The sequence below is a fragment of the Streptococcus mitis genome (assembly GCF_002096895.1).
Classification (GTDB): domain Bacteria; phylum Bacillota; class Bacilli; order Lactobacillales; family Streptococcaceae; genus Streptococcus; species Streptococcus mitis_AH.
The window spans coordinates 110,388-124,612 of record NZ_NCVI01000017.1 but is presented as its reverse complement, the minus strand read 5'-3'; the positions used below and the strand labels follow the sequence as shown (position 1 = coordinate 124,612).

The window sequence follows — 14,225 nt, the reverse complement described above, 5'->3', positions numbered from 1 at the left end:
GGCTGCTCAAAGCACTGCTTTGAGGTTGCGGATAGAACTGACGAAGTCAGCTCAAAACACTGTTTTGAGGTTGAGGATAGAACTGACGAAGTCAGTAACGTACATACGGCAAGGTGAAGCTGACGTGGTTTGAAGAGATTTTCGAAGAGTATGATTTTAACGGTTGTCAATTTTCTCTGGATAAAGGTCGTGTTGGAAGAGGCGTTGTTCTGCCAAGCCTTCATACTTAGTTCCTGCCTTACCGTAGTTGTAGTAGGGATCAATTGAAATGCCCCCACGCGGAGTGAATTTTCCCCAAACCTCTAAATAGCGAGGGTCTAGCAAGTTGACCAAGTCTTTACCGATGGTGTTGATACAGTTTTCGTGAAAATCCCCATGATTTCGGTAACTAAAGAGGTAGAGTTTGAGGGATTTTGACTCGACACAGAGTTTGTCAGGAATGTAGGAAATATAAATGGTCGCAAAGTCTGGTTGAGCAGTGATTGGGCACAGGGAGGTAAATTCAGGGCAGTTGAATTTGATGAAATAGTCATTCTCCACATGACGATTGTCAAAGGATTCGAGGACTTCTGGTTGATAGTCAAAGATGTAGTTGGTTTCTTTGTTGCCTAGTAGGCTTAGGTTTTTCATTTCTTCTTGTTGTGACATGATTTTTTCTTTCTAATCTTAAACACCACGTTGGTTATCGTAAAGGAGGGTATGGAGTTGGGGAAGGACGCGGACATTGCCCCAGCTATCGTCGGCAGCGATGCGTTCCCAGAGTTCTTTGAGGCGGTCCAGTTGGTCTTGGACAATATTGCCTCTAGCCTTGGGCTCAGGATTTCCAGCTGATAAGAAAAGGACATCTGGTTGGTAGCGTTCTTGTATGCCTCTGGCAAAGGCCAAATCTGCATCGTTAAAGACAGGAATTTTAAAGGTGACCTTATCTGGATCCAGTTGGGAAACGATAAAGTCCAAGGTCTCAAAGTTGACTTCCATCTTGGATGAAGGAGGTTTGGGACTCAGAGTAACCTGGTCGATATCTTTTAACCAATTTTGCCAGCGAGAGCCTTGAGTTTCAACAGCTAGAGTGACACCACGTTCCTTGAGTTTGGTTACTAGCTCAGCCATGTTGGCTGCTAGGATAGCAGGATTTCCCCCAGATAGGGTGACATAGTCGTAGCTCCCCAATTTATCCAAGGCAGCAATAACCTCGTCAGCTGTCATGCGAGTTGGTTTTTCAGAGCCATCCCATGTAAAGGCAGAATCGCACCAGTCGCAGTGGTAGTCGCAACCAGCAGTGCGGACAAACATGGTTTTCTGCCCGATTGCACGACCTTCACCTTGAAAAGTTGGGCCGAAAATTTCCAGAACTGGTAGTTTAAGGACACGTTCCCTAGTCATCTAACCACTCCCGTCTAAACTCCGCAAAGGCAGTCGGAGTCTCATAGAGGCGGACGTATTCCAAACGAAGACCGCGTTCATCTGGCAACTCTTGGTTCATGGTTTGGAAAATCCAGTAAACCATATTTTCAGCAGTCGTGTTCATATAGGGCAGGGTTTCATTGAGATAGCGATGATCCAAGTGGGGCTCTAAGTAGTTCTTGTAGATCGCTTTGATGTCTCCGAAATCGTAGGTCATGCCACGTTCATCTAAAAATCCACTGACAGCAATCTGCAGATGATAGGTGTGGCCGTGCAGGGATTTGCATTTTCCCTCATAGTGAAAGAGGTGGTGGGCAGCATCGAAGGTAAACTCTTTTGATACCAAGGTTCTGTGTGGATTGTAGACAAGAGACTCTCCAGTTTCCTGTTTGATTTCTTTGGGTGCAAAAAACATTAGTCCTCTCCTTTCTGTGAGAGATAAACATCTAAACCATGTTGACGTAGGTGGCAGGCTGGGCAATCTCCACAGCCACTTCCGATAATCCCATTGTAGCAGGTCAAGGTCTTTTCACGAACATAGTCAAAGGCACCGAGTTGGTCGGCTAATTCCCAAGTTTCAGCCTTGTCTAGCCACATGAGAGGTGTTTGGATAACAAAGTCGTAATCCATGGCAAGGTTGAGGGTAACATTAAGGGATTTGACAAAGACATCTCGACAATCGGGGTAGCCTGAGAAGTCTGTCTCGCAGACACCTGTCACGATATCTTTAATGCCTCGTTGCTTAGCAAGGACTGCCGCAAAGGACAGAAAGAGGTGGTTACGACCATCAACGAAGGTATTGGGAACCTCTCCCTCTTTTTGCTCAATTTCCAGATCAGAGGTCAGGGCATTTTCAGTGATTTGCCCCAGCAGAGACATATCTAGGATGTGATGACGAATCCCCTGTTCCTTAGCGATTTCTCTAGCAACTTGAATTTCGAGATGATGGCGTTGGCCGTAGGCAAAGGTAACGGCTTCGACCGTTTCATAGTGTTCTTTAGCCCAAAAGAGGCAGGTTGTAGAATCTTGACCGCCACTAAAGACGACCAAGGCTGATTGACGTTTCATAGTACTCCTTCCAAAATGGGAAATGTTCAGAGCACGCAAAAAGCTCCCTTGAGGGAGCTAAAAAATACCAAGTCAAGGTTTTTTTTAGCGATGGCATGTCCCAAACATCGTAATATTCTACATACAGTCTAGCATATTTTTTGAAAAATGGCAAAGGGCAAGAAAAAAGAGACCAAAGCAAGTACTTGGTCTCTCGTTTGATTAGCTCAATTCAGCAACGATGGCCTTGATTTGTTCTGCTGTGTGAACACCAGCAACTTGTTTTACCACTTGGCCGTCTTTTTTGAAGAGAAGAGTTGGGATAGACATGATTCCAAAAGCACGAGCTGTGTTTGGATTTTCATCCACGTCCATTTTAACGATTTTCAAAACATCTTCTGAAAGTTCTTCAGACAATTTGTCCAAGATTGGACCTTGCATACGACATGGACCACACCAAGTTGCCCAGAAGTCTACCAAGACCAAACCGTCTTTTGTTTCTTGTTCAAATGTTGCATCTGTAATTGCTTTTGCCATTGTATTTCTCCTTTTTTAGTTATATTGGCTTAAATCTTGTTTCATGAGATAGAAGAAGACATCTCCATAAGTCCCATGGTAGTCCAAATCATGACCATTGTAGGTTAATTTTTGGACAGGGTAGTAGTCTGCGACGCCGATAAGGCAAGCTTGTTGCGAACGATCAAAGTCTTCATAAGACTCGAAAGTCACAGTTCTTTCGTTCTTGCTGGCATCTAGATAGGTAATTTCAATCATTTTAAAAACTCCTTTGTTTAATGATGACTTTATTTTACTCCTTGTAAAAGAGAATGTCAAGAAAAATGATTGCGCACGCAACTTTTTTCTAAAATCATCTTAAATCAAGAAATCCAAACCAGTTTCCAAGCTTGCTTCGACAGCTTTCTGTAGAGAGGCCAGTGTCTTTTGCCCATCACTTGTCAGGCAGATAAAGCTAGAGCGCCTATCTTGATCACAACACCTGCGACTAAGCAGACCGCAATTTTTGGCTTCCAAGCGAGCCACCATCCGAGAAACAGCGCTCGGGCTCAGATGAAGTTTATCTGGCAGGTCAATCTGACGTAGAGATTTTTCTTGAGCCAAGTCCAGATAGTAGAGTAGGTAGAACTCTTTCAAGGTCAGACTTTGCTCGCTCTGCTGGGCAATAGTCTCTTCCAAGAGACTTTCAATTTCTTTCTGACGCCGATTGAAGTCAAACCATTTTTCCAAATAGGTCATAGTATCTCCTTTCTTTTTAGAGTTGTAAATAGAAGAAAGTCCATTCACGGACAGTCTCTGTATCACAAGATGATTGCGCATGCAATAATTATACTACTTTTCAAAAGAGCTGGCAAGAAAGACGCTGGCATCTTTTATCCTAAATCATGCCTGTTTTCACAAGTCAAGAATTGTTTGTATGCCCTTTCCTTTCTAATTTTCATTATCCCTTGTGCATTTCCTTGAAATTTTCTGAAAAAAGAGTAAACTGGTATGCAAGAAGTCTATTTCGTGGAGTATAGGATGAAATTATATGTTCAATTAATGATTCTCTTTGTGATTTCTCTAATCGGAGAGGGGATCTCTAGTTTCTTTCATTTGCCCATCCCAGGCAGTATTATCGGTTTAATTATTTTGTTTTTAGCCTTACAGTTCAAGTGGCTGAGAACCAGACATGTTAACATGGTGGGGAATTTCTTGCTGGCCAATATGACCATTCTCTTTTTACCGCCAGCAGTAGGAATCATGGAGAAGTTTGATGTGATTGCTCCCTATCTTTTGCCCATTGTTTTGATTATCTTTTTTGCAGCAGTCATCAATATTATCCTCATAGCCTTGGTAGTTCAGTTTATCAAACGACGGTTTGAGGGAGATTATGAGAAAGGAGATGCCAAATGAGTGAATTTGTTTCCAATCCCCTGTTTGGGCTTGCCCTATCAATCCTAGCCTATCTAGTGGGAATGCTGATTTACAGACGGTTTCCTCATCCATTGACAACGCCCTTGCTTTTGTCAGCTGTTTTCATTATCATCTTTCTAAAAGTGACGGGTATTTCTTACCAAGATTATTACCAAGGTGGGGTTTATCTGAACAACTTGATTGTCCCATCGACCGTGGCTCTAGGGATTCCGCTTTATAAGAGTTTTCACTTGATGAAGCACCATGCTCGGAGTATTCTCTTGGGTAGTTTGTTAGCGGTAGTGGTCAATACCTCTTTCACGGCCCTTGTAGCTAAGATTTTTGGAATGGACTTTTTCCTAGCCATTTCTCTCTTCCCTAAGTCAGTAACAACCGCCATGGCAGTGGGGATTACAGAAAAATTGCAAGGTCTGACGACCGTGACCTTGGTCGTTGTAGTGGCAACTGGGATTTTAACCAGTGTCATCGGACCAACCCTTTTGAAGTGGTTGAAAATAGACGATCCAGTAGCTGTTGGTCTTTCCCTTGGTGGAACAGGTCATGCTGTCGGAACAGGTACAGCCTTTCGATACGGCTCTGTAGCAGGAGCCATGGGTGGTTTAGCTATCGGTGTTACCGGTATTCTCTATGTCTTTGTCAGCCCTATCGTAGCCAGTTTGATATTGAGTTAAAAAGCAAGGAACCCGAATTCCTTGCTTTTTAAAATCGTATGTTATAGGCTTTTACTTTTCTTTGCTTAAGTGAATGACTTGGTCATAGTGTTTTAAGTCTTCTTCTGTATAGTGGTGAATGACTTCAATGACTGTTTGAGGTAGGGAGAAGAGCAAGTCGCTAATTTTTCTGCTATTTTCCGAGTCAAGATTGGCCTTGATTTCATCTGCTAAGATGAGTTGGCTATCGTGGTAGAGGGCGCGAGCGATTTCTAGGCGTTGTTTCTCGCCACCAGACAGACTATCATTGCTGAGCGTTCGATTTTTCAAATGTTCTAAACCAGTTGTCTTGAGGATATGATTTAGCCTTTCCTCCTTTTTATCCAGTCCCAGAAGGATATTGTCTTCCAGAGATAGCGTGTCAAAGTAATGGCTATCTTGGAGGATATAGGAACTAAAGCTTGTGATTTCTTTACGTGACAGGTTTTGACCAGCAAAGCTAATCTGACCACTTGTTGGTGTCTCTTCTCCATGAATGATATTGAGCAGGGTTGTTTTACCAGAGCCACTTTCCCCGATAATGGCAATTTTTTCTCCTTGCTTGATGTGCATGGAAATCGGAGACAGGAGGCTATTCCCATCTTTTTCAAGGGAGATGGTATCAAGTTGGATAGGGAAAATGTTTCTGATGGTTCTAGGAGAGATGAAGTTAGACTGGCCCAAAAGTTTTTGGTATTTATTGAGAAGAGTTCGATTCGCTTTTCGGGTGTTGGTAAAGTAGGCTAGCTCTTGAAATTGATAGCCGATATTATGGGAAACCAGATAGATGGCCACAAAACTCGCCGCATCTAAATAATTATAGTAGGTCATAAAGCCACCGATGACGATTGGTGTGACAGAACAAAAGGCATCGATGCTATTGATCAAGAGACTGTTTAAAGTTCGTTGCTTTTCATAGTTGATTTCGACCTCCAGACTGGTTTGTAATTGCTTTTGATAGCGAGCAAAAAAGTAGTCTTGCCCCTGATAATGGCGAATTTGTTGGCTACCACCAATAAAATTTGTCAAGCTTGCTAAGTAGCTCTGGTTAACAGTGGACCGCTTTTCAGAAAGTGAATCCAAGCGCTTTGATCCGATAGCACTGCAGAGTACAGGAAAGGAGTAGAAGAGGATGAAAATCAAGCCCAAGTAAAAATTGGTCCATAGGGCATAGAGAATGGACACAGTTGTGAAGCCAAGAGAAGAAATGATGATGACCGTTGGCTCAATATAGCTTTCTTCTAGTTGCTTGACGTCGTTTTCTAGGTCAGACAAAATATCCTTTTCATCAATCTCATAACTGTTTAAAAATCGCTTGAAAATAGCACTCTTGATTCCATATTTGAAATCAGTAATCAAACGGGCGTAGTAATAGCGTTTCCCAGCTAAGCCTAGTAAGAGGATGAGGTTTCCAAGGATTCCTAGAATTAATACTTTCCAAAGAATGCCTAGTTCTTGATTGGTAAAACTAGCAACAATATTCTGAACAAGGGCTGGCGTGATAATTGCTTCCAGCCAAGTAATGGCAATAGAAAAGAAGTAAAGTACGAGGTGTTTCTTAGTAACAAATCTTTTCAGCATAAAGAGTTGACCTCCTTATCGATATACATGTAATTAGTTTTAAAGTCATTATACTCCTTTTTATAAAATACTTCATATAAAAATGTAAATCCTGAGGTCGAAAAAAGCCTAGCGAGTTATTGCCGCTAGACTTTAAAATTATTGCAAATTAACCTTGTTTCTCAAGATGTAGTAGGTTCCGAGGTAGTAGATAGCTATGAAAATGAGTTCCTCGATAATGGATGTACTTGCTCCCATATAGAAATTATCATTAAATCCTGCAAGTGAATTGACATAGAAGTTAGTACTGGTATTGAAGAAAACTCCAATAAATCCTATGACGATTTGGATACCAATGTAGGCTGCAACAGCAAGTGCGGTACGGTATTCATTGAACAGTTGTCCAATGGAAATGGCCAAGTAAATGCAGAGGATTCCAGAAATAGTATTTAGTAGGAAGGATAACCCCACAAGAGAGAGTTTAGGAAGGTATGTTTCTACAAGTGGAAACCAGTCATAATGTGACATCCAATCTGGAACCGTTATAGTCACAATAAGAAAAGCACTTAGAGCCAGTACAGCCGAGCTAAGTATAGACCAGATGAAGGCTCCGACTAATTTAGCTGTGATGATATAGTGCTCAGAAACTGGCAAGGTCAAAGTCAGATAGCCTTGTCGGTCATAGACACTACCTTTAAAGCGTTTAATGATTAAGAAAAGAGTTGAAATCCCAAGTGTAATCATCAAGCCACCAAAGACGAGGGCTAGAAAAATAAGTAAAACAGGTCGACTTTCTTTGACAGGCAGATTGTTATAGGTCTGTGCTTGTATCCCGATAAGGGCAGAAAGGACTAGCACGGCTGCGTAGAGGGCTAAATACCACTTGTTAACATTTTTAAATTCGTAGCGAACTAAATTCCAAAACATAATAATCTCCTTTGCTTAGGCCTTAAATTCCTGACGGAAGAGTTGGTCAATGGATTCACCTGACTCATAGCGAATATCATCTACATTTCCTTGACGGACGACTTTTCCATCCTTAAGGAAGACGATTTCATCCAAGATTGGCTCGATATCTGAAATCAAGTGGGTAGAAATCAAAACGGTAGAAGTTGGGGAGTAGTTGTTGATAATGGTATTGAGGATATACTCACGGGCTGCTGGGTCTACCCCACCAATGGGTTCGTCCAAAACGTAGAGACGAGCATCACGACTCATAACCAAAATCAGTTGTACCTTTTCCTTGTTTCCTTTTGATAGTTTCTTGAGACGACTATTTTCATCAATACCTAGGTCTGCAAGTAGATGATGGGCGCGTTCAAGATTGAAATCTTTATAGAAGGTCTTGAAGTAGGTTAGGGCTTCTTTGACCTTCATTTGCTCATTGAGATAGGTCGTATCAGGCAAATAAGCTACGATGGCCTTGGTTGCTGGGCTTGGGTCCATGTCATTGATAAGGACACGTCCTTGATCTGGTTGTAAGAGGCCATTGATTAGTTTAATCAGGGTTGTTTTTCCTGAGCCATTTGGGCCGAGGAGACCGACAATTTTTCCAGCTGGAATGTCAAGAGAAACATTTTCAAGGGCTGGTGTTGCTCCATAAGATTTGGATACATTTTCAAATGCTAGTAATGACATAGGCTTAAACTCCTTTAATATAATCACTGACTACGCCTGGTAGTTCTTCTTTTTCATAGCCAAAATGGGTCATGGAGGAAACGAAGTGTTCCAATTCTTCTTCCGATAATTGTTTACGCGATTGGGAGATCAGCTCCTTATCTTCAGTCACAAATCGTCCAGTTGTTCGCTTGCTGTAGACAAATCCTTCTCGTTCGAGGTCTGATAAGGCTCTTTGGATGGTGTTGGGATTGACACCTGCCTCGCTAGCTAGCTCTCTCACGGTTGGAAGTTGTTGATTGGGTTCCAGTGTATGGGAAACAATCTGAAGCTTGATTTTCTCCATAATCTGTAAATAGATGGGTTTTTTGTTGTCAAATGTCCAGGACATCTCGGTCTCCTTTCTCTTATCCTTTTGTCTTAATTAAATAATACAACAAAACAAAAAACTTGTCAAGCAAAAAGAAGAATTGTTTTGGGAATCGCTTAAAAAATGGTATAATGAAAAGAAAACGATGATAAGGAGGGAAAGGATGCGTTGTCCAAAATGTGGGGCTACCAAGTCAAGTGTTATCGATAGTCGCCAAGCAGAAGAAGGGAACACCATTCGTAGAAGACGTGAGTGCGATGAATGCCAACACCGTTTTACAACCTACGAACGAGTAGAAGAAAGAACCTTAGTGGTTGTTAAAAAAGATGGCACACGGGAACAATTCTCCAGAGATAAAATCTTTAATGGGATTATCCGCTCAGCCCAGAAACGTCCTGTGTCAAGTGATGAAATCAACATGGTAGTCAATCGTATCGAACAGAAACTCCGTGGTCGAAATGAAAATGAAATTCAAAGTGAGGACATTGGTTCACTCGTCATGGAGGAGTTGGCTGAGTTGGATGAGATTACCTATGTACGTTTTGCCAGTGTCTATCGTAGTTTTAAGGATGTGAGTGAGTTAGAGAGCTTGCTCCAACAAATCACCCAGTCCTCTAAAAAGAAAAAGGAAAGATAAATGAAGCCAATTGACCGTTTTTCTTATCTAAAGAATAATCGGGTGTCGCAAGATACCTTATCTCTGGTACAGTGCTACCTCCCGATTATCGGTCAGGAGGCACTGAGCCTTTATCTTTATACCATCAGTTTTTGGGATAATGGCAGAAAGGAACACCTCTTTTCAAACATTCTCAACCATCTTAACTTTGGAATGGATAGATTGATAAAATCTTTGAAAATCCTATCCGCTTTCAATCTCTTAACACTCTATCAAAAAGGGGATACCTATCAGCTAGCCCTCCATGCTCCTCTATCTAGTCAGGACTTCTTAGAACATCCTGTTTATCGCAGACTTTTGGAGAAAAAGATTGGCGATGCAGCGGTGGAGGATTTGAAGGTTGAAAGTGCTGACGGTGAAGTAATACCCGTCTCACTCAATCAAGTCTTTCCAGATTTGGCAGAACTAGGAAGTCAAGAAGACCTTGGTTTCAAGAAGAAAGTGGCCAACGATTTTGACTTGGACCATTTTCGTCAGCTTATGGCTCGAGATGGACTTCGCTTTGCGGATGAGCAGTCCGATGTCTTGAACCTCTTTGCCATTGCCGAGGAGAAGAAATGGACTTGGTTTGAGACTTATCAATTGGCTAAGTCAACAGCTGTTTCCCAGGTTATTTCAACCAAACGCATGCGGGAAAAAATCGCTCAAAAACCGATTTCTTCTGACTTTAATCCTAAGGAAGCAACCATTATCAAAGAAGCCAAAAGTAAAACTGCCCTGCAGTTCTTGGCAGAAATCAAGCAAACACGCAAGGGGACCATTACCCAAACAGAAAGAGAACTCTTGCAACAGATGGCTGGTTTGGGCTTGCTGGACGAAGTCATCAATATCATTCTCTTGTTGACCTTTAATAAGGTGGATTCGGCAAATATCAATGAGAAATATGCCATGAAAGTAGCCAATGACTATGCCTATCAAAAGATTCATTCGGCAGAAGAAGCAGTCATGCGAATCCGTGAGCGTGGGCAGAAGAGTCAGGCTCAAAAAGGCAGTAAACCCGGTCCTGCCAAGTCCAATGTACCCAAGTGGAGCAATCCAGATTATAAGAATGAAACCAGCGAGGAAACTCGTCTGGAACTAGAACGTAAGAAACAAGAACTATTAGCTCGATTAGAAAAAGGAGGAGATTAGATGGAAAGTGTCGGAGACGTACTCAAACGTCAACCTAGCCGTTTTCATTATCAAGATTTGGTCCAGAAAATCATGAAGGACCCTGATGTTGCGGCCTTTATCCAGCAAGAATCCCTCAGCCCAGAGGAATTGAATCGCAGTATCTCCAAGTTTAATCAGTACATCACCGAGCGTGACAAGTTTCTCCGTGGTGATACGGATTATATTGCCAAAGGATACAAGCCTATACTAGTCATGAATCATGGCTATGCGGACGTTTCATATGAAGAAACTCCTGAACTAATTGCGGCTGAGAAAGAAGCAGCTATTAAGAACCGTCTCAAGTTAATCAATCTGCCAGCCAGTCTTAAAAAAGTAAGTTTTGCGGATGTTGATGCAGATGATGAGAAACGTTTCACTGTTTTTCAACGTTTGGTTGAATTTTCAGAAGCCTATCCAACTGTTCGTAAAGGGCTCTATCTCTATGGAGACTTTGGTGTGGGTAAAAGTTTCATGGTGGCTGCCTTAGCCCATGATTTATCAGAAAAACGTGGTGTTTCATCCACCCTCCTCCACTATCCTAGCTTTGTCATTGATGCCAAAAATGCTATCGGTGATGGCAATGTCAAGACCTTGGTGGATGAGATTAAGCTTTCTGAAGTCCTGATTTTAGATGATATTGGTGCCGAGCAATCAACAGCTTGGGTGCGTGATGAAATCCTGCAAGTCATTCTCCAATACCGGATGCAGGAAAATTTACCGACCTTTTTCACCTCCAACTTCGACTTTGAAGATTTGGAGAAGCATTTCGCTAAAGGAAAGAAAGGAAATGACGAAATCTGGGAAGCCAGACGCGTCATGGAACGCATCCGTTATTTGACTGAGGAGACTCGTTTAGAAGGAGTGAACCGTCGATGACAGAAACAATCAAATTGATGAAGGCTCACACTTCAGTGCGCAGATTTAAGGAGCAAGCCCTTCCTCAAGAAGACTTGATTGAAATCTTGACAGCAGCCCAGATGGCCTCGTCTTGGAAGAATTTCCAATCCTACTCTGTGATTGTGGTACGAAGTCAAGAAAAGAAAGATGCCTTGTATGAATTGGTGCCTCAAGAAGCCATTCGCCAGTCAGCTGTTTTTCTTCTCTTTGTCGGAGATTTGAACAGAGCAGAAAAGGGAGCCCGACTTCATACTGACACCTTCCAACCTCAAGGTGTGGAAGGCCTCTTGATTAGTTCGGTCGATGCGGCTCTTGCTGGTCAAAATGCCCTGCTGGCAGCTGAAAGTTTGGGCTATGGTGGTGTCATTATCGGTTTGGTTCGATACAAGTCAGAAGAAGTGGCAGAGCTTTTTAACCTGCCTGACTACACCTATCCTGTCTTTGGGATGGCGCTAGGTGTGCCAAATGAAGAACATGAAGTCAAACCTCGCTTGCCATTGCATCAGATGGTTTTTGAGGAAGAATACCAAGAACAGTCAACTGAGGTAATCGAAGCTTATGACCGTGTACAGGCTGACTATGCTGGGGCGCGTGCGACCACAAGCTGGAGTCAGCGCCTAGCAGAACAGTTTGGTCAAGACGAACCAAGCTCAACTAGAAAAAATCTTGAACAGAAGAAGTTATTGTAGAAAGTGAGAAATTATGGCCCTACCAACTATTGCCATTGTAGGACGTCCCAATGTTGGGAAATCAACCCTATTTAATCGGATCGCTGGTGAGCGAATCTCCATTGTAGAAGATGTCGAAGGAGTGACACGTGACCGTATCTATGCAACTGGTGAGTGGCTCAATCGTTCCTTTAGCATGATTGATACAGGAGGAATCGATGATGTCGATGCTCCTTTCATGGAACAAATCAAGCATCAGGCAGAAATTGCCATGGAAGAAGCAGATGTTATCGTCTTTGTCGTGTCTGGTAAGGAAGGAATTACCGATGCGGACGAATACGTAGCCCGTAAGCTTTATAAGACCCACAAACCAGTTATCCTCGCAGTTAACAAGGTGGACAACCCTGAGATGCGAAATGATATCTATGATTTCTATGCCCTCGGTTTGGGTGAACCACTGCCTATCTCATCTGTCCATGGTATCGGTACAGGAGATGTGCTAGATGCCATCGTGGAAAATCTTCCAAATGAATATGAGGAAGAAAATCCAGATGTCATTAAGTTTAGTTTGATTGGTCGTCCAAACGTTGGAAAGTCAAGTTTGATCAATGCTATCTTGGGAGAAGACCGTGTCATTGCTAGTCCTGTTGCTGGAACAACGCGTGACGCTATTGATACCCACTTTACAGATACAGATGGTCAAGAGTTTACCATGATTGATACGGCTGGTATGCGTAAATCTGGTAAGGTTTATGAAAATACTGAGAAATACTCAGTCATGCGTGCCATGCGTGCTATTGATCGTTCAGATGTGGTCTTGATGGTCATCAATGCGGAAGAAGGCATCCGTGAATACGACAAGCGTATCGCAGGATTTGCCCATGAAGCTGGTAAAGGGATGATTATCGTGGTCAACAAGTGGGATACACTTGAAAAAGACAATCACACTATGAAAAACTGGGAAGAAGATATCCGTGAGCAGTTCCAATATCTACCTTACGCACCGATTATCTTTGTATCAGCCTTGACCAAGCAACGTCTTCACAAACTGCCTGAGATGATCAAACAAATCAGTGAAAGTCAAAACACACGTATTCCATCAGCTGTCTTGAACGATGTCATTATGGATGCCATTGCCATCAACCCAACACCGACAGACAAAGGAAAACGTCTTAAGATTTTCTATGCGACCCAAGTGGCAACAAAACCACCAACCTTTGTCATTTTTGTCAATGAAGAAGAACTTATGCACTTTTCTTACCTACGTTTCTTGGAAAATCAAATTCGCAAGGCCTTTGTCTTTGAAGGAACACCGATTCATCTCATCGCAAGAAAACGTAAATAAAAAAGCAGAATCTGGAATGACATTTCCAGATTTTTTTGATAAAATGAAGTTGAAGAAAGCGCTATCAAAAAGAGGTGTTGATGATGGAACATTTGTTTAAATTGTTAATCTTATTACCCTGTTTTTACTTTTTCAGCTGGATTGAAAAGGCCAACAGAGATAGTAAATTTTTCCCCATTTTTTACTATTTTTACTGGATTTACATCACCCTCTATTCTCTTTTTAGCCTTGCTTGGACAGTTATTTCAGTTTTGTTTTTCAATATCGTCTTGAGAAATGTGACAGATATCAAGTTTTGGGGCATTTGGTTTCTTTTTCTTTTGCTAGCTATTGGTCTGAATAGGTCAACTTATTTCTGTTTCAAAAAAATGCTTCACTTGAGACGGGAACTATGAAGTCCAAGGGTGGAAGGCATTGAGTTATATGGGTTTTGTTTATAGGAGGTGGCTTATGGCACGTCTAAAATCATTTATTACACGCTATTCCAAGGTCTATATTGGTTTAGTTCTGCTGATCTGGATTGCTTTCTTCTTTCTTCCTTGGGGCAGTCCGATTCTGGGGGGGAAGATTGACCTCTTCAGCATACAGAAAGTCTTGCTAGTTTTTGGCATTCTGTCCATTTTGATGGCTTTGCTGTCCAAGAAAGTCAGTCTCTTTGTTTTTGGATTGATCTGCTGTCTTTCTCTTTGGATAAATCTATTTATCCTATTTGCCATTTTGCCGATTTTTGGCAATTAATCAGTCATAAAAATCAGAGAGGTTAGCTTGGGAACTAGCCTCTTTTTCCTTTTCAAAATGGGGATTCTTCCTTGAAAATAATCAGTAATTGTGCTAAAATTAAAAGAACATTCTAAAATATTCGGAATTT

Annotated in this window: 19 protein-coding genes and 1 pseudogene; 9 read left to right on the top strand and 11 right to left on the bottom strand. The window is 42.0% G+C overall.

Going from position 1 to position 14,225, the window contains the following annotated elements:
* Window positions 1–156: 156 nt before the first annotated feature.
* The 7 genes from queF to B7697_RS02445 all read right to left on the bottom strand — a co-directional run bounded on the left by queF (window position 157) and on the right by B7697_RS02445 (window position 3,705).
* A complete protein-coding gene (gene queF, locus B7697_RS02475) occupies window positions 157–648 on the bottom strand; it encodes a preQ(1) synthase (RefSeq protein ID WP_084950170.1) in 492 nt (163 codons plus the stop codon).
* Between the two features lie 18 nt (window positions 649–666).
* Entirely contained in the window at window positions 667–1,383 is a 717-nt protein-coding gene (gene queE, locus B7697_RS02470) for a 7-carboxy-7-deazaguanine synthase QueE (protein WP_084950168.1), read from the bottom strand.
* Window positions 1,376–1,819 carry a 6-carboxytetrahydropterin synthase QueD gene (queD, locus tag B7697_RS02465; protein WP_000464573.1) on the bottom strand — a complete coding sequence of 148 codons (444 nt, stop codon included), beginning with the start codon at window positions 1,817–1,819 and terminating at the stop codon, window positions 1,376–1,378. The genes queE and queD overlap by 8 nt, the downstream gene beginning before the upstream one ends.
* Window positions 1,819–2,472 (bottom strand): 7-cyano-7-deazaguanine synthase QueC, encoded by a 654-nt coding sequence (gene queC / locus B7697_RS02460; protein WP_023933747.1) that lies wholly within the window; start codon window positions 2,470–2,472, stop codon window positions 1,819–1,821. Before queC ends, queD begins: the two co-directional genes overlap by 1 nt.
* Before the next feature lie 201 nt (window positions 2,473–2,673).
* Window positions 2,674–2,988, bottom strand: coding sequence for a thioredoxin (gene trxA, locus B7697_RS02455; protein ID WP_001029581.1), 315 nt, complete (start codon window positions 2,986–2,988; stop codon window positions 2,674–2,676).
* A gap of 15 nt (window positions 2,989–3,003) precedes the next feature.
* Window positions 3,004–3,225 (bottom strand): DUF4649 family protein, encoded by a 222-nt coding sequence (locus tag B7697_RS02450; RefSeq protein ID WP_000570256.1) that lies wholly within the window; start codon window positions 3,223–3,225, stop codon window positions 3,004–3,006.
* A gap of 99 nt (window positions 3,226–3,324) precedes the next feature.
* Window positions 3,325–3,705 carry a MarR family winged helix-turn-helix transcriptional regulator gene (locus B7697_RS02445; RefSeq protein WP_049502453.1) on the bottom strand — a complete coding sequence of 127 codons (381 nt, stop codon included), beginning with the start codon at window positions 3,703–3,705 and terminating at the stop codon, window positions 3,325–3,327.
* Between the two features lie 282 nt (window positions 3,706–3,987).
* Between B7697_RS02445 and B7697_RS02440 the strand changes: the two genes are divergently transcribed.
* Together B7697_RS02440 and B7697_RS02435 are read left to right on the top strand one after the other, a co-directional pair.
* Window positions 3,988–4,362, top strand: coding sequence for a CidA/LrgA family protein (locus tag B7697_RS02440; RefSeq protein WP_000781322.1), 375 nt, complete (start codon window positions 3,988–3,990; stop codon window positions 4,360–4,362).
* Window positions 4,359–5,054, top strand: a complete 696-nt coding sequence (locus B7697_RS02435; protein ID WP_084950166.1) for an LrgB family protein — start codon at window positions 4,359–4,361, stop codon at window positions 5,052–5,054. The genes B7697_RS02440 and B7697_RS02435 overlap by 4 nt, the downstream gene beginning before the upstream one ends.
* A gap of 51 nt (window positions 5,055–5,105) precedes the next feature.
* On the opposite strand, the gene gggC is transcribed toward B7697_RS02435, so the two are convergent.
* The 4 genes from gggC to B7697_RS02415 form a co-directional block, all read right to left on the bottom strand.
* Window positions 5,106–6,653 carry a streptosactin export ABC transporter GggC gene (gene gggC / locus B7697_RS02430; protein ID WP_084950164.1) on the bottom strand — a complete coding sequence of 516 codons (1,548 nt, stop codon included), beginning with the start codon at window positions 6,651–6,653 and terminating at the stop codon, window positions 5,106–5,108.
* Window positions 6,654–6,791: 138 nt separating this feature from the next.
* Window positions 6,792–7,559, bottom strand: coding sequence for a hypothetical protein (locus B7697_RS02425; protein ID WP_084950162.1), 768 nt, complete (start codon window positions 7,557–7,559; stop codon window positions 6,792–6,794).
* Between the two features lie 15 nt (window positions 7,560–7,574).
* Window positions 7,575–8,270 (bottom strand): ABC transporter ATP-binding protein, encoded by a 696-nt coding sequence (locus B7697_RS02420; RefSeq protein WP_000054197.1) that lies wholly within the window; start codon window positions 8,268–8,270, stop codon window positions 7,575–7,577.
* 4 nt (window positions 8,271–8,274) lie between these two features.
* The gene (locus tag B7697_RS02415; RefSeq protein ID WP_042900501.1) at window positions 8,275–8,640 is read right to left on the bottom strand and encodes a GntR family transcriptional regulator; all 366 of its coding nucleotides are present in this window, start codon (window positions 8,638–8,640) and stop codon (window positions 8,275–8,277) included.
* Between the two features lie 142 nt (window positions 8,641–8,782).
* Here B7697_RS02415 and nrdR point away from each other — a divergent pair, with 142 nt between their 5' ends.
* The 7 genes and pseudogenes from nrdR to B7697_RS02380 all read left to right on the top strand — a co-directional run bounded on the left by nrdR (window position 8,783) and on the right by B7697_RS02380 (window position 14,095).
* Window positions 8,783–9,256 carry a transcriptional regulator NrdR gene (gene nrdR, locus B7697_RS02410; protein WP_001203672.1) on the top strand — a complete coding sequence of 158 codons (474 nt, stop codon included), beginning with the start codon at window positions 8,783–8,785 and terminating at the stop codon, window positions 9,254–9,256.
* A complete protein-coding gene (locus B7697_RS02405; protein ID WP_084950160.1) occupies window positions 9,257–10,426 on the top strand; it encodes a DnaD domain protein in 1,170 nt (389 codons plus the stop codon). It abuts the gene before it with no gap.
* Window positions 10,427–11,323 (top strand): primosomal protein DnaI, encoded by an 897-nt coding sequence (gene dnaI, locus B7697_RS02400; protein ID WP_084950158.1) that lies wholly within the window; start codon window positions 10,427–10,429, stop codon window positions 11,321–11,323.
* Complete coding sequence (locus B7697_RS02395) at window positions 11,320–12,033, top strand: NADPH-dependent oxidoreductase (protein WP_084950156.1); 714 nt, start codon at window positions 11,320–11,322, stop codon at window positions 12,031–12,033. Before dnaI ends, B7697_RS02395 begins: the two co-directional genes overlap by 4 nt.
* 13 nt (window positions 12,034–12,046) lie before the next feature.
* Window positions 12,047–13,357, top strand: a complete 1,311-nt coding sequence (gene der / locus B7697_RS02390) for a ribosome biogenesis GTPase Der (RefSeq protein WP_001207696.1) — start codon at window positions 12,047–12,049, stop codon at window positions 13,355–13,357.
* An 83-nt stretch (window positions 13,358–13,440) separates the two neighbouring features.
* Window positions 13,441–13,775, top strand: a pseudogene (locus B7697_RS09385) (hypothetical protein).
* A gap of 32 nt (window positions 13,776–13,807) precedes the next feature.
* Window positions 13,808–14,095, top strand: coding sequence for a hypothetical protein (locus tag B7697_RS02380; RefSeq protein WP_192851460.1), 288 nt, complete (start codon window positions 13,808–13,810; stop codon window positions 14,093–14,095).
* The last annotated feature ends 130 nt before the right edge of the window (window positions 14,096–14,225 follow it).